Raw genomic sequence first — 25,785 nt, forward strand, 5'->3', positions numbered from 1 at the left:
AAGTAGACATGTCTACTTTCTTTTATAAATCTGCTAAGATATCGCCATCTTTACGATTTTTGTCAATTTTTAATACTTGATCTGCCGGCTGATAAGACGCACCGTATATTTCTTTGTCTTTATACGTATGAATTAACTCGTACGTTTTTTTCATCTTATTTAAAATGCTTTCCTCCGTTTCAGAGGTAGGAGACCAATATAGAATTTCCATCTGATTAATTTCATTTGTAGCCAATGAACGTCGTTTATAGCCGATTGTTTGAGCATGCTTAAAGTCTGCACGTTTATAAAAATGCAGTCGTTTTGCTGAATCTGAATCTTTATAGTCCACAGGCTCTACTTCTAAGATAATTGGTTTGTTATGCTGCTTTAACCCCTGAATTAATTTACCGCCAAGTCCTTGACCTCGAGCGTCTTTTGAAACAAAGAGGTAATCAATAAAGATAAATTGTTCTGTCTCTACGTACATTAACACGTGATGAGGACCTTCATTTTTATGGTAAATATCGCTGCGTTCTTGTAAAAGCGTTTCGATATGCTTCTTTGATTTCATTTCTTCAATGGGAAAATATTGACTTAGTTTTTCATACCAATTCATAGCACCCTCCTACTGATCTTTTCATGATGATGTTCACAATAGTGTTTAAAACAATTATCTTATCTTTACCCTCTTTAGGGAAAAGTAAGCATCTATAATTGAAAATATAGAAAAGCATTAGTTTGATTATTCCTAATAGTTAGATAATTATTGTAAAATAAGAACATATGGTGGTAAAAATAGTTTTAATTATATTTAAGTCGTAAGTTTATTTGTGAAAATCACAAAAAACTATCGCGTTTTTTGTGATTTTTGATAAAATGAAAAAGTGAAGTTTTTTTAATATTGTATTTTATAGATGTGATAGCGGTAAAAGTGCAGGTGTGGAACTTGCAACATCCAATTTTTAGTACATACAAAAATAGAACTATTTTCCTTGAAAATAAGTTAATACTATACAATTAGCCGCTATAATGAAATGGACATGTTAGGAGAGAGAGAATTATGCAAGGGAACACGCAAAAAAAAGAATTAAGCCGTGGACTTGAAGAAAGACATATTAGCTTAATGTCTTTAGGTGCAGCTATCGGGGTTGGACTGTTTTTAGGTTCTGCATCCGCTATTAGGTTAGCCGGTCCTGGTATTCTTATCATGTATGGAATCAGTGGTCTTATTATGTTTTTTATTATGAGAGCGCTAGGTGAAATGGCAGTACAAAATCCAGTAGCCGGTTCTTTTAGTAAGTATGCTAACGATTATTTAGGGCCACTTGCTGGTTATTTAACAGGCTGGAACTACTGGTTTATGTGGATTATTACATGTATGGCTGAAATTACAGCTGTTGGAGTATATATGGAGTTTTGGTTCCCCGGCGTACCTCAGTGGATATGGGCACTTGCAGCACTCATTATTATGACAGGTGTTAACTTTTTAGCTGTAAAAGCGTATGGGGAACTAGAGTTTTGGTTTTCCCTTATTAAAGTAGTAACGATTATTCTTATGATTGTGCTTGGTCTAGGAATGATTATCTTTGGAATTGGAAATGGCGGTATTGCAACAGGAATCAGCAATTTATGGAATCACGGTGGCTTTTTCCCAAATGGTATGAAAGGTGTTCTTTTATCACTTCAAATGGTTATGTTCGCTTACCTTGGTATTGAAATGATTGGGGTAACAGCAGGAGAGGTGAAAAATCCTGAAAAGACATTAACAAAAGCTATTGATAATGTACTGTGGAGAATTTTGATTTTTTACATTGGAGCATTGTTTGTTATTATGTCTATTTATCCTTGGCCAGAGATTGGAACACAAGGAAGCCCATTTGTCTTAACGTTTGATAAAGCTGGAATTCCCGCTGCAGCAGGGATTATAAACTTTGTAGTGTTAACAGCGGCTTTATCTTCTTGTAATAGTGGAATTTTTAGTACAGGTCGTATGTTATTTAATTTAGCTCAGCACGGAGAAGCACCAAAACGCTATGTTAACTTAACAAAAGGTGGCGTACCTGGTGCAGCAGTTATTGCTTCAGCTGTTGTACTGCTAATCGGAGTTGGCTTAAACTACGTTGTTCCTGATAAAGTGTTTACGTGGGTAACGAGTATTGCCACTATTGGAGCAATTTGGACATGGGGAATTATTTTACTTTCTCAAATCCGCTTCCGCAGAGGATTGAGCGATCAGCAGGTAAGTGATTTAAAATATAAGCTTCCACTTTTCCCATATACGTCGTATCTTTCTCTTGCTTTCTTGGCGGGAGTGGTAGTAGTGATGGGTTTTTCCCCTGATACAAGGATAGCGCTTATTGTGGGTCCGATATGGTTTGTTTTGTTGGTTGTTGTCTACTATTCAAAAGGTTTTCATAAAAGATAAAAAATACACGGCTTCTTGACGAAGCCGTGTATTTTTTTCCAAAAGAAAATGCATGATTTATTATTTCCCTTTTTGCTTTAGTGTGCTAATATATTATATTGTTAAACAAATGAAGAAACAAATAATTTCTATGTTTTAATAGATTAGCATCGAGCTTTCTATTTCAAAAGTTTAAGCTTTTAGAAAGCAAAAGGAGAAACGGCAAATGAAAGATAAAAAATGGGGCCTTTGGTTTTTAACAGCCTTTGTAGTTGGTAATATGGTAGGCGGCGGGGTATTTATGCTTCCTTCTAATTTAGCAAACGTATCAAGTCCAATCGGTTCAACACTTGCTTGGATTGCAACAGGTCTTGGGGTGTTCATGATTGCTCTTGTATTCGGGAACTTAGTCATGCGAAAGCCCGAGCTAAAAGGAGGACCTCAAAGTTATGCAGCGAGCCTTTTTTCATCGCCTAAAGCAGGTAAAGTAGCAGGGTATAGCATGGCTTGGGGTTACTGGGCAGCAAATTGGGCTGCAACAGCATCTGTCATCATATCGTTTGCAGGATATTTAACAACGTTTTTTCCAGTAATGGAGAGTAAGGATATTTTATTTTCAGTCGGAGATTTTCAATTAGAAGCTGGAAAATTTATTACGTTTTTAGTATGTTCTGTTGTGCTATGGGGAATTCAAGCTATTTTGCAGCGAGATATCAATAGCGCTGGTAATATTAACTTTATCACAACGGCAGCTAAAATTATTGGATTCGGTTTATTTATTGTTGTGGCGCTATCACTATTTAGCGCATCTAACCTAGTCAGTACAGAATTCGTGAATTCAAAAGGCATAGATGTAGGGTTAGGAAGTCAGGTGAATGGCGCAGCTATTGCTACGCTGTGGGCGTTTATCGGCATTGAATCAGCTGTACTATTATCTAATCGTGCAAAATCACAAAAAGTAGTAAAGAAAGCAACGCTGCTTGGATTATTAATCTCAATGGTTATCTATGTAGGAATTACGCTTCTAGCTATGGGAATTCTTTCAACTGCCCAGCTTCAGCAATCTCAAAAGCCTTTGGTAGATACGTTAGAAATGGTTATTGGGCATAAAGGTGCTTACGTAATGGCCATTTTAGCACTTATATCTTTACTAGGTTCTACTGTTGGATGGATTGTTGTTAGTGCAGAAGTTCCTTATCAAGCTGCGAAATCAGGGTTGTTTCCACAGTGGTTTGCTAAAACCAATAAGAATAATAGCCCAGCTCGCTCACTAACATTAACAAATGGCTTAACACAGTTGTTTTTGTTTGCGACTATTTCGGGTACCGTTTCGCAAGCCTATAATTTCGCTATCGTTGTAGCTACCTTAGCGTATTTAGTTCCTTATTTCGTGACGACAGTTTATCAATTAAAGCTTATTGTGACGGGTGAAACGTACGACACGATTAAAGGATCGCGAGTAAAAGACGGAATTATTGCCTCGTTAGCACTTATTTATTCACTTTGGGTAATTAAGACAGGAACAGCTGATTTGAAAACATTTTTCCTTGGTATTGGCTTATTTGTAATTGGGCTGTTACTGTATCCTATCTTGATGAGACGAGGAAAAAACACATCAGCTATTAAATAAGAAGTCATTTCAAAAGCTTTGCAGAAAAGTCATTTCTTCTGCAGGGCTTTTTTTGTGACTGAAAATTTGATAAATGTGTGAAAGAAAAAAATAATAAAAAAATGAAACTAATCTAGAGGTTTATTCGTAATAGTAGTGTGGTAAATAAATAATGAAGAAAATCGGCAATGAAAATAATGACAGTGAAGGAACGAACTAATGTGTTAGTTCACTTTAAAAAGTATATCATTCCGATGAAGTTTGTAGTATAATGCAAATAGATATTATTTTTTAAAAGTAATTATAAAGTAGTATCGATTTTCATTATCAGTCATTAAATATTTACACTCGTTGAAGTTTGTATAAAACAACATGATTTACAGTTCATGTTTTGAATGTTATGACCGATTATGATAGAAGGAGTGAAGGAGTAAATGGTTACATTATATACATCACCAAGTTGTACATCTTGTCGTAAAGCGAAAGCTTGGTTAGAGGAAAATGATATTGGATATACAGAACGTAATATCTTTTCAGAGCCGTTATCAATCGATGAGATTAAAGAAATTTTACGTATGACAGAAGATGGAACAGATGAAATCATTTCAACACGTTCGAAAACTTTCCAAAAACTAGACGTTCAGGTAGACGCTATGCCTTTACAAGATTTGTATGAATTAATTCAGCAAAATCCTGGCTTATTGCGCCGCCCAATTATTATTGATGAAAAACGTCTACAAGTTGGTTATAATGAAGACGAGATCCGTCGTTTCTTACCACGTAAAGTGCGTACTTTCCAACTTCGCGAAGCTCAAAGACTTGTGAATGGTTAATTTTTATATTTGTTCTTTTAAGATTTAAATAAGAGACTAACAAAGCAACGTTTGCTAAAAGTTGGTATATAAAAGATAAGCAGCAGGGATCCAATGTTCCCTGCTGCTTATTTTTTTGTCGAAATAGCAGGGGAAATGAAGCATATATGTAATTAGTAAAGAGAGAGTCATTAAACATATAAAAGTGATGGTGAACGGATTGGAGCTTTTACAGCTAAAATATTTCCAAGTAGTTGCTAGACTAGAACATATCAGCAAAGCAGCTGAAGAGCTATACGTATCTCAGCCTGCGCTAAGCAAAACGATTTCACAGCTGGAAAAAGAACTAGGTATTCGTTTGTTTGATCGAAACGGTAAATACATTAAATTAAATCGGTATGGTAAAGCATTCTGTGCCAAAGTGGAACTTGCTTTAAAAACATTAGAAGATGCAAAGCATCAGCTAAAAGATATGTCGAACGACCCGTGTGAAGAAATTCGTCTTGTTGTATTGGCTAGTTCACATTTACTTCCAGAGCTATTAAGCAGGTTTCGTGAGCAATATCCTCAGGTGAGGTTTCGGCTGATGCAGCATTTGACTAATTTCAATTCACAGCCTGATTTTGATTTGTGTATTTCAGCTTTTCCATTAACAGCCCGGCAGATCGAACATACTCCTTTACTTCGAGAATCAATTTTGCTTGCAGTGCCTCTTGATCATCAGTTAGCCAAGCAATCACGTATAAAACTAAATGAACTTAAAGATGAGAAATTTATTGTGCTAAAGAAAGGGAAAGAGCTAAGAAAAATAACAGATGTGATTTGTAAGGAACAGAATTTTGTGCCTCAAATTACTTTTGAAAGCGATGATCCAGCAACAGTGAGAGGGTTAATTAGAGCGAAGCAAGGAATAGGTTTTATTCCTGAAGTGACTTGGGGAGGTTCTACAGGAAAAGATGTAAAACTGTTGAAAATTGAAGGAGAGACATTTGAACGTACCATCTTTTTAGCTTGGAACAACGGCGGCTACGTGACGGATTTACAACAAATCTTCAGGCAGTTTGTGATTGATTACTTTAAAGGTTTATCCTCCAGTATGTCTCATGAATACATATAAGAATCATGACTAAATGTCATGGTTCTTATTTCTTTTTCGAATAAATCTAAAGTAAATAGCAGAGAAAAACTGCATTATGTCATTTTTGATATAAATATATAACTAAAAAAGCATAGGTTATTCAACTTTTTTCTTTTAAACTATTTTTAAACCAAAAGTAAATGCTTTCAATAATGAGTTGGGGGAGGAAGTAATATGATAATCTTTGGTGTAGCATTGCTGTCTATTTGCATGTTGATAGGAGTAATTGTAGGGGACGTATTAGGAGGGATAATGGGAGTAGAAGCCAATGTTGGAGGAGTAGGGGTATCCATGCTTCTTCTTATACTAGCGGTGGATTATTTAAAGAAGAAAAATAAGCTCCACGTAAAATCTCAAGAAGGCATTGCTTTTTGGGGAGGTATTTATATTCCTATCGTGGTGGCAATGTCTGCGCAGCAAAATGTTATAGCCGCTTTAGATGGGGGAGGCATGGCGGTTCTTGCAGGGGTGGTAGTAGTGGCAGTAGGTTTTCTATCCATACCATTTATCAGCAGGATAGGAGAGAAAGCGATGGGGAACGAACAAGAAATAGAGCTTTCTATTTTACCTAAGGAGCAGATAAAATGATGAATATAATCAAAGAGGGATTAGAAAATAACGGGCTGATTACGGCGTTTGCTGTTATTGGGATTGTCATGTATCTTGCTTATCTTTTATCAGATAAATTAACAAAAGGAAGAGTTCACGGGTCTGCAATTGCTATTATGTTTGGATTAATTCTTGCTTATATCGGAGGAGTGAATACAGGAGGGGAGAAAGGAATTTCTGATATACAGTTATTTTCAGGAATTGGTTTAATGGGTGGAGGGATGCTAAGAGATTTTGCCATTATTGCTACCGCGTTCGGCGCCAATTTTAGCGAGGTGAAAAAAACGGGAATCAGTGGGATTACAGCTTTGTTTTTTGGGGTTTTCTATTCCTTTGTAATAGGAGTCATTATTGCTCTTTGTTTCGGATATAGAGATCCCGTTGCTTTAACTACAATCGGTGGAGGAGCCGTGACCTATATTGTGGGGCCGGTTTCTGGTACTGCGATTGGAGCATCTTCTGATATTATCGCGTTGAGTATAGCTGTAGGATTAATTAAATCAATTTCAGTTATGATTTTGACACCAATGTTTGCTAAGAAAATTAAATTAAACAACCCTCGTACAGCTATGATATATGGAGGAGTTATGGGGACAACAAGCGGTGTCGCAGCTGGTTTAGCTGCAACAGATGTAAAACTTGTACCGTACGGAGCCATGACAGCTACATTTTATACAGGTCTTGGTTGCTTGCTTGTACCATCGATTCTTTTTTTATTCACAGAGATTATTTTTTAAGTGTACAAAGTGTTTTATGAATAAAAGACTGCTGTATTCATTAAACTAAAGAAAAGGCCATACTAAATAAAAATGTTTAGTATGGCCTTTTCTTTATCATTTAGTTGAACGAAAGCTATTCACAACCATACCGCTTATCAGCACAACAGCAATTGTTATAAACGGAATGAATGTTCCTAGAGACGTATGTTCTGCAAAGAATGAATGTAAGTTCTTTTCATGTCCAATCATATTGCCAGCAGTATAAGCTAAAATAGCTGCTCCACCGTAAACAAGCAGGGGAAATCGTTCCATCAAATACAAAATGAGCTTGCTTCCCCACACAATAATGGGTACGGATACAAGTAGCCCGGTGACAACTAAGATAATATTTCCATGAGCTGCGCCAGCTACAGCTATTACATTATCTAGCCCCATTACAATATCAGCAAACACAATCGTTCTTACAGCTGCGCCTAATGTTACACCTGCACGGATGGAAGACACATCATCACCTTCCGAGACAAGAAGCTTAAAGGCAATAATCACTAATAAAAAACCGCCGATGAGCTGCAAGTAAGGAATAGTTAGTAAATAAACAGCTAAAATAGTAAGTACTATGCGAACTACCACAGCTAAGCCAGTCCCTAAAAAAATGGCTTTATTTCGCTGATATTCAGGTAAGTTGCGGCTTGCTAAGGCAATAACAATAGCGTTGTCTCCACCCAGTACAATATCGATACCGATAATAAGAAGAATGGAGGTTATTAATTCTAAATCCAATAGTCTTCCCTCCCAATATGTAAAGATAAATAGCTCATATTGCTTTATCTTTGTTCTTTTTTAATAAAAAGCGTTCATAGGGTAAAGAAATTATGTATATAACAAAGTAAGGTGTACGGTAGATATGAGTTGTCAGAGTATTTTTTATTTCCTTTCTTTCGCATTTTGTCATAAAATAGATATACAAGGTTCACTCAAATAGTGTATGCTTGTATATCCCAAGTTAGAATGCTTTACAAAGTGAGAAAGTACATGTAATATTGCTTTAACACGGGGGTAAAATAGTCCCTTCATCGTTTAGGGGTAATGTTCGAAATGGCCGTATTACCTTCACTGATTTTTCCGAAGGGAGAGATGATAATGGAAATCGAACGCATTAATGAAAACACAGTAAAATTCTTTGTCACTTACGTAGATATTGAAGAACGTGGATTTGACCGCAATGAAATTTGGTTTAGCCGAGAGCGCAGTGAAGAACTATTCTGGGAGATGATGGACGAAATTCATCAAGAAGAAGAGTTTGTAGCAGAAGGTCCTCTTTGGATTCAAGTACACGCGCTTGAGAAGGGGCTAGAGGTGATTGTCACAAGAGCACAAGTTTCAAAAGACGGTCAAAAGTTCGAAGTACCTGTTGGTGAAAATGATAAAATCGATATCCCTGTAGATGGAAAAATTGAAGCGTTGCTTGATCATCAAGCGAATCAAAGTAAAAAAGCTGATTTTGAAGAAGAAATCATAGAAGACGAAGGGCTACAGTTCGTCGCACGCTTTCAAGACTTAGAACATTTAATTTCCTTAAGTCACCATTTAGAGTTAGATGATATCATCAACAGCATGTACGTGTTTGAAGGGAAATATTATTTATACGTTGAGTTTACAGATGATGAAGACTTTGTAGCTGAAATTGATAACATTTTAAGCATCATTTTAGAATATGCAAATGAATCAAATGTAACAGTTCATCGTTTAACGGAATATGGAAAAGAATTAATCAGTGAAAATGCACTTGAACAAGTAAAGCAGTATTTTCCTTTACGATAATAGCAGCCGATTTCATGTATATGAAATCGGTCTTTGTTTTGCCCTCTTTTTGGGAAATGCTCTCCACTTATATCGAACAACATAGGTAAAAAAGAAGGCGGCTGGTTCCTACAGGGGGAAAGTGCAGTGTTAAAATAACAAGTTTGAGGATAATAAAGGTATAGAGACCTGTTATTAATGATGAAAGATTGGTTTTAGGATAGGTGAAAACAAGTTGAAAAATAGATTACAGCTTTTAATTTTTGTTATTGGTATTATTGCTTTACTTTATTTTACAAAAGGGTATTGGGACGGTCAATTGATTGGCGTGCTAAGTATCTTAATTACGATTAGTGTCGTTTTCATCGGTCTTGTCATTTCATTAGAAAACCGTCATCCAACTCAAACGCTAACGTGGCTCGTAGTATTAGGCGGTTTCCCAGTAATAGGCTTCTTTTTTTATTTGTTATTTGGACGCAATATACGAAAACGTCGTTTATTTGCTAAAAAAGCAAAGCTGGATGAACAGGTGCTTTTAAAGATGGAAAGAGATTCCGGTACATTAGACAATCAATTTGAGCAGTTGGGCACAAGTAGAAAGCAAATGCTAAAGCTAGCCGTCAAGCTTGGTAAGAGCCCAATTTCTTTTTCATCAGATACGCGTGCATTAACGAATGGAAAAGAGACGTTTCACGAAATTATAGAATCATTAAAGCATGCAAGGCATCATATCCACTTAGAGTATTACATCGTACGAAATGATCATTTGGGAAAGCAAATTAAAGATATTTTAATTCAGAAAGTACAAGAAGGAGTTTATGTACGTTTCTTATATGATGCCGTGGGAAGTTTTCAGCTTTCACAGCACTATATTCATGAGCTAAGAAACGCCGGCGTAGAAATGATTCCATTCTTGCCCGTTAGGCTTCCGTTTCTCAACAATAAAATCAACTTCCGTAATCACCGTAAAATTGTAGTCATTGATGGAACAATTGGGTTTGTAGGAGGTTTGAACATTGGTGATGAATATCTTGGGAAAAGTCGGCATTTCGGTTTTTGGAGAGATACCCATTTGATGGTGAAGGGTGAGGCAGTTCGTTCATTACAGCTTATTTTTTTGCAAGACTGGTATTATATGACAGGTCAGACGATGCTTACTCAAACGTACCTATCGCCTGATTTAATTGACGTTGATATGGAAAAGTGTGGCGGTGTTCAAATGATTGCTGGCGGACCAGACCGTGAGTGGGAAATTATCAAACACTTATTTTTTTCCATGATTACGTCTGCAAAAGAGTCCATTTGGATTGCTTCTCCTTACTTTATACCCGATGAAGATATTTTTACTTCCCTCAAAGTAGCTGCTTTAAGCGGTATAGACGTAAGGCTTCTTGTACCTCAGAAGCCCGATAAAAAAATTGTTTTTCATGCATCACGCTCTTATTTTCCGGAGCTGCTAGAAGCAGGTGTGAAAATTTACGAGTATAAAAAAGGGTTTATGCACAGCAAGATTGTGATCGTCGATAGAGAAATTGCCTCTATTGGAACAGCTAACATGGACATGAGAAGCTTTCATTTGAATTTTGAAGTAAATGCTTTTTTATATCGTACAGCTAGTACTCAAAAGCTCGTATATGAATATATGCAAGATTTAGAAGAAACGAGTGAGCTTCACTTTAAAGACTTTGAAAAGCGGCCATTTATACAGCGGTTATTTGAATCAATAGCCCGTTTGCTATCACCGCTATTATAATCGCTATAAACCACATTGCATATGCTGCGATGTGGTTTTTTCTTAAAGAAAAGGATTTAATAAAAGGATGTCGAATACAAGGATATAGCTCGCTACTATAGGAAGGAGAAATGTATGATTGTTAGTTGCCAAAACGGAAGAAGGTATCATTTCGTTAGCTCAGCGCTTTTCGATTGAACAGCTTAAGCTGTGGAGAAAAGAAAAGCAGTTCTACTGTCCCTCTTGTCAATCCCCTGTACAGTTAAAGATAGGTACAAAAAAAATTCCTCACTTTGCTCACTTGAAAAAAACATGCGTCGCTCAGCACGAAGGTGAAACAGATTATCATCTTGACGGAAAGCGAAAGCTGTTTCACTGGTTTAGTTCTCACCTTGAAGTTGAGTTAGAAAGTTATCTTCCTAAAATTATGCAGCGTCCAGATCTACTTATAGATATGTCTTCGCAAAAATATGCAATCGAATTTCAATGTGCTTCCTTATCTTCCTCATTGCTAACCAAACGTTCTGTTCATTATGAGAAGGGAAATTATACGCCTCTTTGGATTATGGGGGCAAAAAGAATGAAGCGCTTATCCACTTATATGTACCAACTTTCTTTTCAAGAGTGGCAGTTTCTCACTCTTTCTGATTATACGCCCACGCTTCTTTATTTTTCACCTTCTACTAATCAACTGCTGAAGCTTGAACATCTTATTCCTTTTTCATCTCAGATTTGTTATGCACAGCTTGTTGTGTTCTCTCCTCACGAGCATACCTTTCATGATATTCTTTCTACACATACACAACCTCAATTTTTCTCTTCTTGGATAAAGAAAAAGAAGGCGTGGCGAACGCATTATATCCTCTATCCTAATAAGAAGCTTCAGCCTTTCTTGCACGCTCTTTATGAAAACAGTATTCCTCCATCCCATATTCCAGCCGAAGCAGGCATGCCGCTGTCTTCTTTATACATGATTGAAACATCTGCTACTATATGGCAAACGTGGCTGCTTCTTGATTTAATGCAGCAGAAGCAAGTAGGGGATTTAGTTACAGAAAAAGAATTATGCAGGTTATGGCTCTACAGAATTCATCAGAAGCATATTGTGTTCCGATCTTTTCCCATGGCCCCTGTCGTTATGGAGCAGCCTTTGTTTGAGTATGTGGAGGTATTATGTCAGTTAGGGATGCTAACGTATATAAATTCTGGTATATACAAAATCAGAAGGCCTTACACCATTCCAAAGCAAACATCGGATGCTTTTTTGGAAGATGGACAAATGATGAAAAGGTGGTTAAATCAAGCAAAAGAAGTGACATAACTATTAAAAGTCAGTACGCTTAAGAAAGAATCCTTTTTCAAAAGCGTGCTGACTTTTGATTAATTCTTTTAAAACAACATACAATAACGGAAGAAATAAAAAGGATTCGCCTTAGAAAAAGCGAACAGTTATAGACAGGTAGAAAAAGATGGAGGGATGACCATGAGTGAACAATCAAAAGTGAAGAAGTTACCAAGTAGAAGCGAGATAAAGGTAGAAGATACGTGGAAACTAGAGGATATTTTTGCTTCAGATGACGCATGGGAAAAAGAATTTGAAGAAGTAAAAGCTCTGATCCCACAAATGGAAAAATTCAAAGGAAAACTTGGAGAGTCGGCTCAAACTTTATACGACGCTCTTCAAGAGCAAGATGAGCTCACAATGCGCGTTAGTAAACTTTATACATATGCTCATATGCGCTACGATCAAGATACCACTAACTCTTTTTATCAAGGGTTAAATGATCGTATCAAAACACTTTATACTCAAATTGCAAGTGCACTATCGTATGTAACACCAGAAATTTTGTCTATTGAAGAATCAAAAATTAAACAATACATGGCGGAACATAAAGAGCTAAAGTTATATGCTCATGCCTTAGATGAAATTACTCGCGAACGTCCGCACATTTTATCAGAAAGTGAAGAAGCGCTTCTCGCTCAAGCTTCTGAAGTGTTAGGATCTTCAAGCAACACGTTTGGAATGCTAAATAATGCAGATTTAGAATTTCCTTCTATTAAAGATGAGAATGGAGAAGAAGTAGAAATTACGCACGGGCGCTATATTCGTTTTTTAGAAAGCAGCGACCGCCGCGTGCGAGAAGAAGCGTTTAAAGCAGTGTATGAAACGTATGGTAAATTTAAAAATACGTTTGCAAGTACATTAAGCGGCACGGTGAAAAAAGATAATTTTAGCGCCCGCGTTCGTCACTATAATTCTGCTCGTCACTCAGCTCTTAGCACAAATAATATTCCAGAAGAAGTGTACGATAACTTAGTTAAAACGGTGAATGATAATTTACATTTATTGCATCGATATATTGAGTTACGTAAGAAAGTATTGGGAATTGAAGAACTTCATATGTATGATCTCTATACACCTTTAGTAAAAGATGTGAAAATGGAAGTAACCTATGAAGAAGCAAAAGATTATATTTTAAAAGGCTTGAAACCATTAGGGGAAGACTACCTTAATGTGTTAAAAGAAGGATTTGAAAACCGTTGGGTAGATGTTCATGAGAACAAAGGCAAGCGAAGCGGTGCTTATTCTTCAGGAACATACGGTACAAATCCTTATATCTTAATGAACTGGCAGGATAATGTGAATAACTTGTTTACACTAGCCCATGAATTTGGACATTCTGTACACAGTTATTACACAAGAAAAACGCAGCCGTATCCTTACGGAGATTATTCAATCTTTGTGGCAGAAGTAGCCTCAACGTGTAATGAAGCGCTTCTAAATGATTACTTACTAAAAACGATTGATGATGAAAAGCAGCGCTTGTACTTGCTTAACCATTATTTAGAAGGATTCCGCGGTACGGTATTCCGTCAAACGATGTTTGCCGAATTTGAACACGAAGTTCACGTGCGTGCTCAAAACGGAGAGCCGCTTACACCGGAATTATTAACAACATTGTATTATGACCTAAATAAAAAGTATTTTGGAGACAATTTAGTAATTGATGAAGAAATTGGATTAGAATGGGCCCGCATCCCGCATTTCTACTACAATTACTACGTTTATCAATACGCTACAGGATTCAGTGCAGCTGCAGCATTAAGCAAGCAAATCCTTGAAGAAGGAGATGCAGCTGTTGAGCGCTATGTAGGTTTCTTAAAGTCAGGAAGCTCTGATTATCCAATTGAAGTGTTGAAAAAAGCAGGAGTGGATATGACAACATCTCAGCCTATTGAAGAGGCCCTAGCTGTATTTGAAGAGAAATTAACAGAAATGGAACGTTTATTAAATCAATAAAATAAAAATGAAGCAGGAGCTGCATCCTGCTTCATTTTTTAAATCCTCGAAATTTATTGTGATTGTTAAGCAGCGTAAAAATAATAAGAATAGCTAAAAATAAAAGAGGGGCTGCAATAATGAGAGGGACGAGCTGCATAAGAGATAAAATATAGAATAAAAAGGAAAACAAAAGGATAACAATGCCTAAAGTGATTCCAGCGATTTTCATAGTTAACACCTCTATTAAAAGCATGGTTGGTTGTACTATATGATTGAATCTGGCTGTTTATGAAGTTTTTTTATAAAAAAATGAATAAAATTGAAAAAAGGGGTTGCCAAAAGTCGACATAATTTGCTATAGTATTAATCGTGAAGTTTATCACAAAACAAACATATACCCCTTTGTTTGACCGTGAAAAATTTCTCCCATCCCCTTGTTGTCTTAAGACAAACGAAAAGACTTGGCGAAAGCCAAGTCTTTTTTGTTTAGTCGATGCTTATATGTTGTATAAGCATCGATATTTAATGATTAACAGCTCTTTTCAGTACTTCGCCAAAAGGTTCCGTACTTGACAGGAACTCTCTCCACAAGTTGCTGAAGCTGAAGTTTTTTCAATTCTTTTTCGGCCTCTTCTAATGATAAACCATACACAACTGCAACTTCTTTTGAAGCAACAAATTGAAAATACCTTAAAAATGAACGAAGAGGCGGAAGACAAGCTGGATCTGGGTCAATTTCTAACATCTCTTTAATGATGTGTACGTATGTTTCGTACGAATAGTATCCTGATATCTTAATGCCTTCTTCTTCAACTTTCTCGTTGAAGAACACAAGAGTTGGAATCTCATCGACATCCATTTCCGACGTGATTTTTAGATCACATTGAAAGGCCTTCGCAGCGTAATCTGAATGCAAATCTTTTACAAATTCATTAACATCTAGCCCCACATGTTTTGCACATTGTATTAAGACAGATTCTTCTGTAACATTTTGTTTTTCTAAAAATACTACTTCTTGAAGTCTTCTCAAAAAGCGAATTCCCTGTTTCTTACCTTGCAGCCCAGCCGCTTTAATTGCAATTGATGCAGCATAAGGAGTATCAATTGGATTTTCAAGCCACAGATTGCCGTCACATGACATGCCGGAGCGGCTTCCAGTTTTCTCCCATGATTTTGCGATATGTTCAAATCTTTGCTGTGCTCCAATATTTAATTGCTGCAAGTTTCCGCCAAGCACATGCTTGAGGGATAACAGCTGACCATATTCTATTTGTAACTTCTTTAGAATAGGCTCGAGTGCCCAGCATTCCGGGCAAAGAGGGTCAACAAATACATAGATTTCAAGCGGTTTTTTATTTGAACCTTGACAAAGCTGATGCAAGGATGGATATTGGCTATTTAGATTACTCAATGTGAAAATCCTTTCTCATCTGTCTGTTCCGGTGAGTTAATCATGTGTTGGGCAGTTAAAATAAGACGATGATAAAGTCCATCTCTCTCAGGGCCTTCTAAATTAATTTCGTCCATTGCTTCATGCATACACGTCAGCCAGGCTTTGGCTCTTGACGGTGTAATTTCAAAAGGAAGATGCCTAGCTCTCAGCATGGGATGACCATGCTCTTCGGTGTATAACGAAGGGCCTCCTAAATATTGTGTCAGAAATTGCTTTTGCTTTCGTGCTGTTTCTGTTAAATCATCAGGAAAAATTGGCGCGAGCTCAGGATGTTGTCCAACGCGTGTATAAAAAGCATCAACAAGTTTTGAAATCGTATGTTCACCGCCTAATAATTCGTAAGGGGAGTGGATTTTTTCTCTCATGTTGATAACTCCTTTGTTATAAGAAATATACGTCTTACCTCTTTGGTGTTTTTTACTTTCCTTAATTTTAGCAGTGTCATTTCGTTAACTCAAACTATCCGCTTACTTCTTCTACTGGAAAAGAGATAAAGTGGAATTTTACATATGAAAAGTCTAAGCTGTTGTGACGACTCACTAGTATGAGAACCAAAAGAACACTTTCACAAAAGTTTCCTTCTGTTTATATAGTGTAACCTTGACAAACTATAGCCATTCTATGTTCTGACAGCGAATGATTTGACTCTTTTACACCAAATAAGAAGACATAATTTTATTTACATATTTTTGTGTTTCTTGAAAAGGAGGTACTCCGCCGTATTTATCGACATTACCTGGTCCCGCATTATAGGCCGCCAACGCTAATTTTACGTTTCCATTGTATTTATCTAACATCTGTCGAAGATATTTGGCTCCTCCAAATACATTTTGTTTGGAGTCGTATGGATTTTCTACACCAAGAGCTTTAGCAGTTGCTGGCATTAGCTGCATAAGCCCAGCCGCTCCGACAGAACTTTTGGCAGATGGATTAAAGTTTGACTCTTGTTTAATAACAGAACGAATAAGTTTAGGATCCAGCTGATAGCGTGCAGCTGCTTCAGTAATTATCGTTTGTATATCATGAGAACTGTCCTTTGCCGTTTCTTTTTTTTGTACAGGTAAGGCAGCAGATGAAGACGCTGCCTTACCTAAGGAAGAGACAGATGGCTGAGACTGCATTTGAACTGTCATAGTTGGAATCACCTGTGATGCCTTCAAGTAAAGATCGGTGCTCATTTGAGGTTCTTGATTGATGTAGTCTTGAAAAAGCTGAGCGAATACAGAGAGTAAAGTTGTACCAAACATCGAGTTAGCTGCTGACAGCTGATTGTTGATTGAAAATGGCTGAGTCCTAGGAAATTGAACAGAAGACGTGTAATTGTTAATATTCATGCTCATGAATTTATTCTCCATCCATTAACGTATATTTTCGCTTGTAAAACCGTCGAATTTTGTTTTCCGTTGGTTTCTTTTTGATGTCAAACTCTGTAAGCAACTGCTCAAAATATTTTGCCCCTTCATTGGCATCGGTTACTTCGTATTCAATTTCATAATCTTCGGCATCTAGATAAAAGCTATGATCGAGTACAAGTAATCCATTTTTATACGGAATTTCTGCCCGATTTGTACGCAACGTACCAAAATAAGTTAGCGTATGGCTATCGACTTGTAAATCAGTAATAAGCTGCTGAATCGTTGACGGAATCTGTATGCTGCCATCTAGCAATTCTTTAGCTTGTTCATTTGTTAATGCCTCATGTGTTTCTAAAAGACCCTCTTGATGAGGCTGTTTAAGCGTGAGAACGAACTTATCTTTTTTGCTTCGAATTCGCAGGGCAGCCCCGCAGTCTTTTAGTGAGAAAGCAGGTGTATCAAAGTAGTGGTTTTCTTGAGATACAAACTGATTTTCAGTTAATTGAAAGTGTGAGCTGAGACGGTCAAACTCTTCTTTCGTTAGTATATTTTTAAATTCAATTTCAATTTCTTGTTTCAATGAAATCATCCTTTTAATTTAGGTCTTTTGGTAAGGCACTTTCCATCTTAATTTATCACACTTTTTGAGACAGTAAAACTACATTTCCTAACAGGAATATCCATAGGGAGAACTTGGAAAACGAAGAAATACGGATTGTTTAGGTTTTAGCTTTATTAAACGTTCCTCGAATGTGTTAAAATAGTAACGAATTGTATAGTTGGAAGGAGTTTATTTATGCACAATCGAATTGACATCACTACCTGTGTGATGAAATCAAATGAATTACATTTAAAAGCAGACCCTATTGAGACGGAAATCGAACAAATGGAAGATACAAAACAAATGCTTGTTGACTCAGATAACATGTCATTTGTATATGTTGTAGATATTAACGATCAATTTATGTACGTTGGCCTCAGTGATAATATTTGGGCAAATTTAAAGCACGTCTTACATAAAGATATGAAAGTATTTTTAGAAATTAATAAAGAAGTAATTGAGCTATCAGCTGTTAAAGAAGAGCTATCTTATCTCATTAGTAATATCGAAGGAAATGTGAATTATGGAGATGAGATGGTAGCGAGAGTAGAGGAAGTATTCTTAGATAAAGAAAATAAGTAATAGAGAGAAAAAGGGGGGTGTTATTAATGATCAGGCATTGGGATTTATTTTTAGCACCGTATAAACAAGCCGTTGAAGAACTTAAGGTGAAATTAAAGGGAATTCGCTCTCAGTATGATATGAAGTCTACGCATTCACCTATTGAATTCGTGACGGGACGAGTAAAGCCGATCGCCAGTATTTTGGATAAAGCGACCCGAAAGGGAATTTCTCTCGATCGCTTAGAGGAAGAGATGCAGGATATTGCAGGACTTCGTATGATGTGTCAATTTACAGACGATATTAAAGCAGTGGTAGAGCTTCTTCGTCAGCGTACAGACTTTGAAGTGATTGAAGAAAGAGATTATATTCTTCATAAAAAAGAAAGCGGCTATCGTTCATATCATGTGGTCGTATGTTATCCTGTTCAAACAATTAAAGGTGAAAAGAAAATTTTAGTGGAAATTCAAATTCGTACACTGGCTATGAATTTTTGGGCTACAATTGAGCATTCTTTAAATTATAAGTACAGCGGGAAATTTCCTGAGAATATCAAGAAGCGACTTCAGCGTGCTTCTGAAGCGGCTACACAGCTCGATGAAGAAATGTCTCAAATTCGCGGTGAGATTCAAGAAGCCCAGGCTATTTTCTCACGAAAAAAAGAATCGGCGGAAGAATCTTAAGGATGATTCAGCAACAGCTTTGTATATTGGATAGATAGGGGGAGAGGATTAGGTGGAGACAATAAAATTTGCTATTACCTCAAAAGGCAATCAAGTATCAAATACGCTTATGCAAAAAATGAAAACGTATTTATTAGATTTTCATTTAGAATATGATGAAAACCAGCCTGATATTGTGGTGTCAGTAGGAGGGGATGGAACGCTTCTCTACGCGTTTCACCGCTATCGAAACCGACTTGATAAGACGGCTTTTATTGGTGTTCATACCGGCCATTTAGGCTTTTACGCAGATTGGACACCTGATGAGATTGAAAAGCTTGTGATTGCTATTGCAAAGACACCCTATCAGATTGTAGAGTATCCACTGCTCGAAGTGATTATTCGCTATACAAACGGTGGACGCGAAGCTCGATACTTAGCTCTGAATGAATGCACGGTAAAAAGTGTAGAAGGTTCTTTAGTGATGGATGTGGAAATTAAAGGGCAGCGATTTGAAACATTTCGAGGAGACGGCCTTTGCGTATCTACTCCTTCGGGAAGCACAGCTTATAACAAATCCCTTGGAGGCGCAATTTTACACCCTTCGCTTCAAGCTATTCAAATTGCTGAAATGGCTTCTATTAACAATCGAGTGTTCCGTACGATAGGTTCTCCATTGGTTCTTCCTGGACATCATACAGCGCTGTTAAAGCCTGTAAACGACGCAGACTTTCAGATTACCATTGATCATTTAACTCTTTTACATAAAGATGTAAAGTCGATTCAATTTCGGGTAGCAAGTGAAAAAATTCGATTTGCTCGCTTCCGCGCGTTTCCTTTCTGGCAGCGTGTCAGAGACTCTTTTGTATGTGATGATTAAAGGTAGGTAAGAGAATGAAACAAGTTTTTACGTTAAGTTGGACCGTGGATGACTCTTTCAAGGGTGTAGCGGTTCGTGAATTTTTAAAAGAACATGATATTTCTAAAGCTTCTCTGACGGACATTAAGTTCAGAGGAGGAGCAATTGAAGTAAATGGAAAGCATGCAACGGTTCGATATATTCTGCAAAAAGGTGATGAAATCAAGGTAGCATTTCCGCCAGAAAAAGCAAGTGAAAGCCTTCTTCCTAAAGCTATTCCTTTGGATATTGTATATGAAGACGAGTATATATTAGTTTTGAATAAGCAACCAAACATGCCAAGTATACCTTCTCGAGAACATCTAACGTGGTCGTTAAGTAATGCTGTGCTTTATTATTATGAGAAAAATAATATTAATTCAACTGTTCATCTTGTGAATAGGTTGGACCGAGACACATCTGGACTGCTGATTGTCGCCAAGCATAGGCACGTTCATTATTTATTCTCTAAAGCACAAAAAGAACATGAAATTAAACGCGTATACCGAGCTTTTGTTCATGGTAAGCTTGTTGGCAAGGAAACAATAAGGGCACCGATTGGCCGAAAAAAATCAAGTATCATCGAACGAGAAGTAAGAGAAGATGGACAGCATGCTATTACACACTATACGGCGCTTCGCCAGTATTCTTCTTTTACAGAAGTTGCTCTTTCGCTTGAGACAGGAAGAACTCACCAAATTCGTGTTCATATGGCTTATAAAGGATATCCACTGCTTGGAGATACTCTATATGGCGGAACGAATCATCTTATTTCTCGTCAGGCTCTCCACAGTTATGAGCTCACTTTTTTTCATCCTTTTTTACAAAAAACATTATCTTTTACAGCACCTTTGCCGTCAGATATGCAGAAACTTCAAATCGCAAGATAAAAGTCGCTTTTATTTAATGAAAAGCGACTTTCTTTTTACACAAAGTGATTAAATTTTTCCTCCATATAAGGCATAGATGAGGGAACGGATACAATACTCCCTTCAGGATACTGAAACGCCGTTAAAGCTCCTCCAAAAACTGCGCCTGTATCAATATTAATGGTATTATGAATTTTTCTGGCTTTTACTACGGGTGTATGGCCATACACGATAAAAGGTTTTCCATTATAGTATTTAGCCCAATCTCGCCGGACAGGCATGCCGTTTAGGTGTTTTTCACCCGTAATGTCTCCATATAACACAAAGGTTTTTACTTTTTTATCTGTTCTGCCGATGTATTCAGCTTTAAGACCGGCGTGAGCAATAATTAATTGGTTTCGATCAAGCTGTACATATAGAGGTGATTGTTCATAAAGCTCAATAAACTTTTTTTTAATGATTTTCTGTTCTCTTGAAGACAAAGCCTCGTACTCAGCAACGGTCGTTTCCAACCCATGAGTAATTTGCACGTTGTTACCGGAAAAGAAGCGATATAGCTTATTGCAGTGATTGCCTGGACAGTAGTAGGCCTGCTGATGCTTCATTACAAGCGACCATACGAGCTCAATCACTTTTAATGAATGGGGGCCTCGGTCTGTTAAATCACCTACAAAGCCAAGGCGCCTTCCGGCAGCGTGGACAGGGATCCCGTCTTGCCACTCATATCCCATTTTTTCTATTAATGCTTTTAATTCATCGTAGCACCCATGGATATCGCCTATTACATCTACTTTCATCTTTTATCCACATCCTTAAAAGGTTTTTCCTTTGACGATATAAAATTACCCTTATATGGAGCAAACTATGTGTAGAACTTATATATTATTGGGAAAAGAGTAAAGAGCTATGAGTTGAAAAAAAACAAAATTCATCATACAGTTAAATGAGTTTTGTGTGACAGGGAGGTTGAAGACATGACGGATTCAATTGAAAAAGAAGAAAAGGCATGGTTCGCCGAACATTTATTATCACTTTTAGAAAAAAATGAAATCGATGCATTTCGTCAAGAATTTTTACATATGCATACGTATGACCAAGCTCAATTTTTTGAAGGATTGGATGAACCTTCCAGATTTGCGCTGTATGAGATGTTATCTCCAGAAGAAATGGCGGATATCTTCGAAAATGTAGAGATACGAGAAGAAGAGTATCAGGAAATTCTCTCAGAGATGCATCCGAATTTTGCTGCAGATATGCTTTCGGAAATGTCTGCCGATGATGCCGTTGACGTGTTAAATGAACTTGATAAAGAACAAGTAGCGAGTTATTTAACGATTATGGATGAAGAAGCAGCCGATGAAATTAAGGAGTTGCTTCATTACGAGGAGTATACCGCTGGAAGTATTATGACGACTGAGTTTGTAGCCATTCGTGAAAATCAAACCGTACATTCAGCTATGCACATTTTACGCAGAGAAGCTCCGGAAGCAGAAACGATTTATTATGTATTTGTTATTGATGAGCAAAAGCATCTAGCAGGTGTTATCTCTCTTCGTGATTTAATTATAGCTGATGAAGATACGATGATAAGTGAAGTTATGAATGAACGAGTCGTATCAGTGTCAGTAGCAGAAGACCAAGAAGAAGTGGCGCGTATTATGCGCGATTACAACTTCCTTGCGCTTCCAGTTGTTGATTTTCAGCAGCATCTTCTCGGAATTATTACAGTTGATGATGTGATGGACGTTCTTGATGAAGAGGCGTCGGATGACTATTCTAAATTAGCCGGTATTAGTGACGTAGATGATACAATTGATCACAACCCTTTAGTAGCAGCAAAAAAGAGGCTGCCTTGGCTCATCATTTTGCTATTTTTAGGAATGATGACAGCGAGTTTAATTGGACGTTTTGAAGATACGTTGAATCAAGTAGCTATCTTAGCTGTATTTATACCTTTAATTGGCGGCATGGCTGGTAATACAGGAACACAGGCACTAGCCGTTGCGGTTCGTGGACTGGCGACGGGAGAAATTGAAGAAGAAAGCAAATTTAAGCTGTTAATCCGAGAAGCAGCTACCGGAATGATTACGGGCGCATCATGCGGACTTTTAGTTGTATTAATTGTTTATATTTGGCAAGGTGATCTTATTTTAGGTGCTTTGGTAGGCGTCTCTGTATTTTCAACATTGATTATAGCTACACTAGCAGGAGCATTTATCCCGCTTCTCATGCACAGGTTCAAAATTGACCCTGCAGTCGCATCAGGCCCATTTATTACAACGATTAATGATCTTATTAGTATTTTAATTTACTTCGGTCTAGCGACAACATTTATGAGTTATTTAAAATAATGAAAAAACTTTAGAATTCGGCATGAGTAATCATGTCGGATTTTCATTATGAGTTCATATAGTTGACAGAGAACTTCCAAGCTTTTATGATTGACCTTTGATTTTGAATAGTAATGTCTTCGTTTTTATAAATAGCGAAGGTAAAAGGAGGGAAATCTAATGGAACAACATGCATCTTTTACATCACTTGTTATTGTTATTAGTTTGGCCTTTTTAACGCCTATACTGTTGCATCGGTTTAAACTCAACGTCATACCTGTAGTTGTTGCTGAAATTATTATGGGATTAATTATAGGGAAAAGTGGTTTTGACCTTGTTGAGCAGGATATGTGGCTTGAAACACTTTCCACCTTAGGCTTTATCTTTTTGATGTTTTTAAGTGGTTTAGAAATTGATTTTTCTGCTTTTGCTGGAGGAAATTCAAAAGAAAAAAAGCCATCAGGAGAGAAGGTGCCAAATGCTTTTTCCATTTCTATACTAGTGTTCGCGGCTATCTTTGCTGTTTCACTATTTTTGTCCTATATTTTTGTATGGACAGGTTTTATTGATAACGCCTTTTTGATGACGCTAATTATTTCTACCATTTCACTAGGAGTAGTAGTGCCAACATTAAAAGATGCACAGATTATGAAAAAACCTATTGGACAAACCATTTTACTAATTGCGGTTATTGCAGACTTAGTGACGATGATTTTACTAGCAGTATTTGCTTCCGTCTATGATAAATCAGGAAATAGTAATACGTGGTTGATTTTAATTTTATTTGGAGTAGGAGTGATTTTATACTTCATAGGGAAGCAGTTTAAAAATCGATCGTTTCTTGAAACAATGTCTAAAGGCACAATTCAAATCGACACACGTGCCGTTTTTGCACTTATTATCATTCTGGTGGGCCTTTCGGAGTCAATTGGTGTTGAGAACATTTTAGGCGCTTTTTTGGCAGGATCACTCGTTTCGCTTCTTGCGCCTAATAAAAATTTAGTTCATAAATTGGATTCATTTGGCTACGGATTTTTAATTCCTATCTTTTTTGTGATGGTAGGAGTTAAGCTTGACGTTTGGTCATTGTTCAGTGATAAAAAAGTGCTGATTTTAATGCCTTTATTATTCATTGCACTATTAATATCCAAGCTAGTTCCGGTATTAATCTTAAGAAAATGGTATGATATGAAAACCGTTTTGGCATCGGGTTTTCTTTTAACATCGACTTTATCACTCGTTATTGCAGCCGCAACGGTTGGTGAAAATATCGGTGTTATTGATTCTCAAATGTCCGGTGCGCTGATTTTGGTGGCGGTTATTACGTGTATTATTACACCTATTATCTTTAGAAAGCTATTTCCAAAGCCAGAACTCAGTGAAAAAAAGCTGAAGGTCAATATGCTCGGTGCAAATCAATTTACACTTCCGGTTATTCGAGAAATGGATCTAGATTTATATGATGTTACGATTTATCATCCTACTCAGGATAAGATTGAAAATCGTACGTCAGATTCTATTTTTAATATTGTAGACATCGATGAATATAATAAAGAAAACTTGAAATGTATGGGAATTTTAGATGCGGATGTATTAGTTGTGACAACTGGAGAAGAAGAGAGAAATAGTGACATTGCTTTATTTGCAAAAGAGTATGGTACAGAACGGGTTATTGCCCGCGTAGAAAGTCCTGTATTAGATAAAAAGATGAAAGAAAATAACATTGAAGTTTTTTCTGTGCTGTTATCTACGACTGCATTGCTAAAAGCTTTAATCGAATCACCAAATATTTTAAATATCTTAACGAATCAAGAAACAGCACTTTATCAAATCAATATGCGTAACCCTAAATATGAGGGGGTAGAGCTTCGTAAGTTTCCATTTACAGGAGACGTGATTTTTGTTCGAATCTTTAGAGGTAAAGATTCAATTGTACCTCATGGTGATACGGAACTTGAATTTGATGATCGTTTGATTGTAACAGGGTCTCGTTCGTATGTGAATGAATTGCGTATGCTTCTTGAGTATAAAATTAGATGATTAGGTGTGAATTTATCCTTCTACCTTATTGAACGAGTAAAAAGCGCTGCATATGCAGCGCTTTTTTGTGTGTTTTTTTCAATGCTGGAGGCAAAAGTATAGTGCTGGTTTTACATCAAAAAAGGCTACCATAAAAAAATAAACAAGTTTTTCCGTGTGCAAGCATACATTTTTAAAAGAACGATAACAAGCAATTGGAGGTATGCTTCATGACTAACTCAAAATCTAAGCCAGAAGAAAACGAGCCGCTAATGTACATTGTCCAGCCAAACGCTACGCAAAATCAGCGTTCTATGCAATATTATTTTAGTTCAAAACAGCAAGACAATAAAGAAATAAAGAAAGAGCATGTGTTAAAAGAAGAGCCCAGCTTTTCTTCTATTCAAGAAGTTAACGAGCCTGAGGTAGAAAAAGTAGAAGAAATTAAGCAGGGAAATGATATAGAAATTAAGAAAGAAATTAAGAAAGAAATTAAGCAGGAAAAAGATGTAGAAATTAAGAAAGAAATTAAGCAGGAAAAAGATGTAGAAATTAAGAAAGAAATTAAGCAGAAAAAAGATGTAGAAACAAAGAAAGAAATTAAACAGGAAAAAGGTGTAGAACATTCAATTGTTCCTGTGAATATACCGCAATCAGAGACTAAAAAGCCAAATAAAATGTTTCAGTCTATGACGGTCAAAGAAAAAATTGAGTTTCTATGTAGCTTTCCAGCTCATATGTCTCAACCTATTTGTGAAATTGCGTGTCAAAATCAAAAATATATAGGAACAATTTTAGAACTCAAAGAAGGAAGTTTGTACGTAAGCATTCCTCCTAATAAAGAGAAGAAAGTGTTGACATTTAATGATATTCAGACCATATCTATCATTAAAATTTAAGTAACGCTAAAAGCTAACAGTGAAAAAGCACGTTAGCTTTTATTTTCATA

At 36.7% G+C, this 25,785-nt stretch carries 25 protein-coding genes; 17 read left to right on the forward strand and 8 right to left on the reverse strand.

Translation table 11 applies throughout. The annotated features are described in order from the left end of the window. Positions 1-22 precede the first annotated feature (22 nt). Positions 23-598, reverse strand: coding sequence for a GNAT family N-acetyltransferase (locus ACLHDF_RS14780; RefSeq protein WP_413919498.1), 576 nt, complete (start codon positions 596-598; stop codon positions 23-25). A 444-nt stretch (positions 599-1,042) separates the two neighbouring features. Between ACLHDF_RS14780 and ACLHDF_RS14785 the strand changes: the two genes are divergently transcribed. The 6 genes from ACLHDF_RS14785 to madM all read left to right on the forward strand — a co-directional run bounded on the left by ACLHDF_RS14785 (position 1,043) and on the right by madM (position 7,291). Then, entirely contained in the window at positions 1,043-2,407 is a 1,365-nt protein-coding gene (locus ACLHDF_RS14785) for an amino acid permease (RefSeq protein ID WP_413919499.1), read from the forward strand. Positions 2,408-2,612: 205 nt separating this feature from the next. Further along, positions 2,613-4,016, forward strand: a complete 1,404-nt coding sequence (locus tag ACLHDF_RS14790; protein ID WP_413919500.1) for an amino acid permease — start codon at positions 2,613-2,615, stop codon at positions 4,014-4,016. Positions 4,017-4,429: 413 nt separating this feature from the next. Beyond that, positions 4,430-4,828: a transcriptional regulator SpxA gene (gene spxA / locus ACLHDF_RS14795; RefSeq protein WP_013055422.1), complete on the forward strand. Its 399-nt coding sequence runs from the start codon at positions 4,430-4,432 to the stop codon at positions 4,826-4,828. A gap of 199 nt (positions 4,829-5,027) precedes the next feature. Then, positions 5,028-5,924 carry a LysR substrate-binding domain-containing protein gene (locus tag ACLHDF_RS14800; protein ID WP_413919501.1) on the forward strand — a complete coding sequence of 299 codons (897 nt, stop codon included), beginning with the start codon at positions 5,028-5,030 and terminating at the stop codon, positions 5,922-5,924. 195 nt (positions 5,925-6,119) lie between these two features. After that, entirely contained in the window at positions 6,120-6,533 is a 414-nt protein-coding gene (madL, locus tag ACLHDF_RS14805; protein WP_413919502.1) for a malonate transporter subunit MadL, read from the forward strand. Further along, the gene (madM, locus tag ACLHDF_RS14810; RefSeq protein WP_413919503.1) at positions 6,530-7,291 is read left to right on the forward strand and encodes a malonate transporter subunit MadM; all 762 of its coding nucleotides are present in this window, start codon (positions 6,530-6,532) and stop codon (positions 7,289-7,291) included. The genes madL and madM overlap by 4 nt, the downstream gene beginning before the upstream one ends. Before the next feature lie 96 nt (positions 7,292-7,387). On the opposite strand, the gene ACLHDF_RS14815 is transcribed toward madM, so the two are convergent. Next, positions 7,388-8,053: a TerC family protein gene (locus ACLHDF_RS14815; protein ID WP_413919504.1), complete on the reverse strand. Its 666-nt coding sequence runs from the start codon at positions 8,051-8,053 to the stop codon at positions 7,388-7,390. Positions 8,054-8,413: 360 nt separating this feature from the next. Here ACLHDF_RS14815 and mecA point away from each other — a divergent pair, with 360 nt between their 5' ends. The 4 genes from mecA to pepF all read left to right on the forward strand — a co-directional run bounded on the left by mecA (position 8,414) and on the right by pepF (position 14,106). Then, positions 8,414-9,094, forward strand: a complete 681-nt coding sequence (gene mecA, locus ACLHDF_RS14820; RefSeq protein WP_413919505.1) for an adaptor protein MecA — start codon at positions 8,414-8,416, stop codon at positions 9,092-9,094. A gap of 214 nt (positions 9,095-9,308) precedes the next feature. Next, positions 9,309-10,826: a cardiolipin synthase gene (cls, locus tag ACLHDF_RS14825; protein ID WP_413919506.1), complete on the forward strand. Its 1,518-nt coding sequence runs from the start codon at positions 9,309-9,311 to the stop codon at positions 10,824-10,826. A 118-nt stretch (positions 10,827-10,944) separates the two neighbouring features. After that, positions 10,945-12,126 carry a competence protein CoiA gene (locus tag ACLHDF_RS14830; protein WP_413919507.1) on the forward strand — a complete coding sequence of 394 codons (1,182 nt, stop codon included), beginning with the start codon at positions 10,945-10,947 and terminating at the stop codon, positions 12,124-12,126. A gap of 162 nt (positions 12,127-12,288) precedes the next feature. Further along, positions 12,289-14,106 (forward strand): oligoendopeptidase F, encoded by a 1,818-nt coding sequence (gene pepF, locus ACLHDF_RS14835; protein WP_413919508.1) that lies wholly within the window; start codon positions 12,289-12,291, stop codon positions 14,104-14,106. A gap of 31 nt (positions 14,107-14,137) precedes the next feature. On the opposite strand, the gene ACLHDF_RS14840 is transcribed toward pepF, so the two are convergent. From ACLHDF_RS14840 to ACLHDF_RS14860, 5 genes are all read right to left on the reverse strand, one after another. Beyond that, on the reverse strand, positions 14,138-14,317 hold the full coding sequence (locus ACLHDF_RS14840) for a hypothetical protein (RefSeq protein WP_413919509.1): 180 nt from the start codon (positions 14,315-14,317) through the stop codon (positions 14,138-14,140). A 300-nt stretch (positions 14,318-14,617) separates the two neighbouring features. Beyond that, positions 14,618-15,469 carry a ClpXP adapter SpxH family protein gene (locus ACLHDF_RS14845; protein ID WP_413919801.1) on the reverse strand — a complete coding sequence of 284 codons (852 nt, stop codon included), beginning with the start codon at positions 15,467-15,469 and terminating at the stop codon, positions 14,618-14,620. Between the two features lie 26 nt (positions 15,470-15,495). Next, the gene (locus tag ACLHDF_RS14850; RefSeq protein WP_251398647.1) at positions 15,496-15,906 is read right to left on the reverse strand and encodes a globin; all 411 of its coding nucleotides are present in this window, start codon (positions 15,904-15,906) and stop codon (positions 15,496-15,498) included. A gap of 285 nt (positions 15,907-16,191) precedes the next feature. Next, complete coding sequence (locus ACLHDF_RS14855; protein ID WP_413919510.1) at positions 16,192-16,881, reverse strand: lytic transglycosylase domain-containing protein; 690 nt, start codon at positions 16,879-16,881, stop codon at positions 16,192-16,194. A gap of 4 nt (positions 16,882-16,885) precedes the next feature. Further along, the gene (locus tag ACLHDF_RS14860) at positions 16,886-17,476 is read right to left on the reverse strand and encodes a CYTH domain-containing protein (protein ID WP_413919511.1); all 591 of its coding nucleotides are present in this window, start codon (positions 17,474-17,476) and stop codon (positions 16,886-16,888) included. Between the two features lie 216 nt (positions 17,477-17,692). Between ACLHDF_RS14860 and ACLHDF_RS14865 the strand changes: the two genes are divergently transcribed. From ACLHDF_RS14865 to ACLHDF_RS14880, 4 genes are all read left to right on the forward strand, one after another. After that, positions 17,693-18,079, forward strand: coding sequence for a hypothetical protein (locus ACLHDF_RS14865; protein ID WP_413919512.1), 387 nt, complete (start codon positions 17,693-17,695; stop codon positions 18,077-18,079). Between the two features lie 26 nt (positions 18,080-18,105). Next, complete coding sequence (locus ACLHDF_RS14870; protein ID WP_413919513.1) at positions 18,106-18,741, forward strand: GTP pyrophosphokinase; 636 nt, start codon at positions 18,106-18,108, stop codon at positions 18,739-18,741. Positions 18,742-18,802: 61 nt separating this feature from the next. Beyond that, a complete protein-coding gene (locus ACLHDF_RS14875) occupies positions 18,803-19,600 on the forward strand; it encodes an NAD kinase (RefSeq protein WP_413919802.1) in 798 nt (265 codons plus the stop codon). A gap of 14 nt (positions 19,601-19,614) precedes the next feature. Further along, complete coding sequence (locus ACLHDF_RS14880) at positions 19,615-20,508, forward strand: RluA family pseudouridine synthase (RefSeq protein WP_413919514.1); 894 nt, start codon at positions 19,615-19,617, stop codon at positions 20,506-20,508. A gap of 35 nt (positions 20,509-20,543) precedes the next feature. Here ACLHDF_RS14880 and prpE read toward each other — a convergent pair whose 3' ends face one another. Then, the gene (gene prpE, locus ACLHDF_RS14885; protein WP_413919515.1) at positions 20,544-21,284 is read right to left on the reverse strand and encodes a bis(5'-nucleosyl)-tetraphosphatase PrpE; all 741 of its coding nucleotides are present in this window, start codon (positions 21,282-21,284) and stop codon (positions 20,544-20,546) included. 177 nt (positions 21,285-21,461) lie between these two features. On the opposite strand from prpE, the gene mgtE reads away from it, so the two are divergent. The 3 genes from mgtE (at position 21,462) to ACLHDF_RS14900 (ending at position 25,735) form a co-directional block, all read left to right on the forward strand. Beyond that, positions 21,462-22,838: a magnesium transporter gene (gene mgtE / locus ACLHDF_RS14890; RefSeq protein WP_413919516.1), complete on the forward strand. Its 1,377-nt coding sequence runs from the start codon at positions 21,462-21,464 to the stop codon at positions 22,836-22,838. Between the two features lie 159 nt (positions 22,839-22,997). Beyond that, on the forward strand, positions 22,998-24,857 hold the full coding sequence (locus ACLHDF_RS14895; RefSeq protein WP_413919517.1) for a monovalent cation:proton antiporter family protein: 1,860 nt from the start codon (positions 22,998-23,000) through the stop codon (positions 24,855-24,857). Between the two features lie 209 nt (positions 24,858-25,066). After that, complete coding sequence (locus tag ACLHDF_RS14900) at positions 25,067-25,735, forward strand: CotO family spore coat protein (RefSeq protein WP_413919518.1); 669 nt, start codon at positions 25,067-25,069, stop codon at positions 25,733-25,735. The last annotated feature ends 50 nt before the right edge of the window (positions 25,736-25,785 follow it).

The sequence above is a fragment of the Priestia megaterium genome (assembly GCF_046599315.1).
In the GTDB taxonomy this organism is placed as follows: Bacteria; Bacillota; Bacilli; order Bacillales; family Bacillaceae_H; genus Priestia; species Priestia megaterium_F.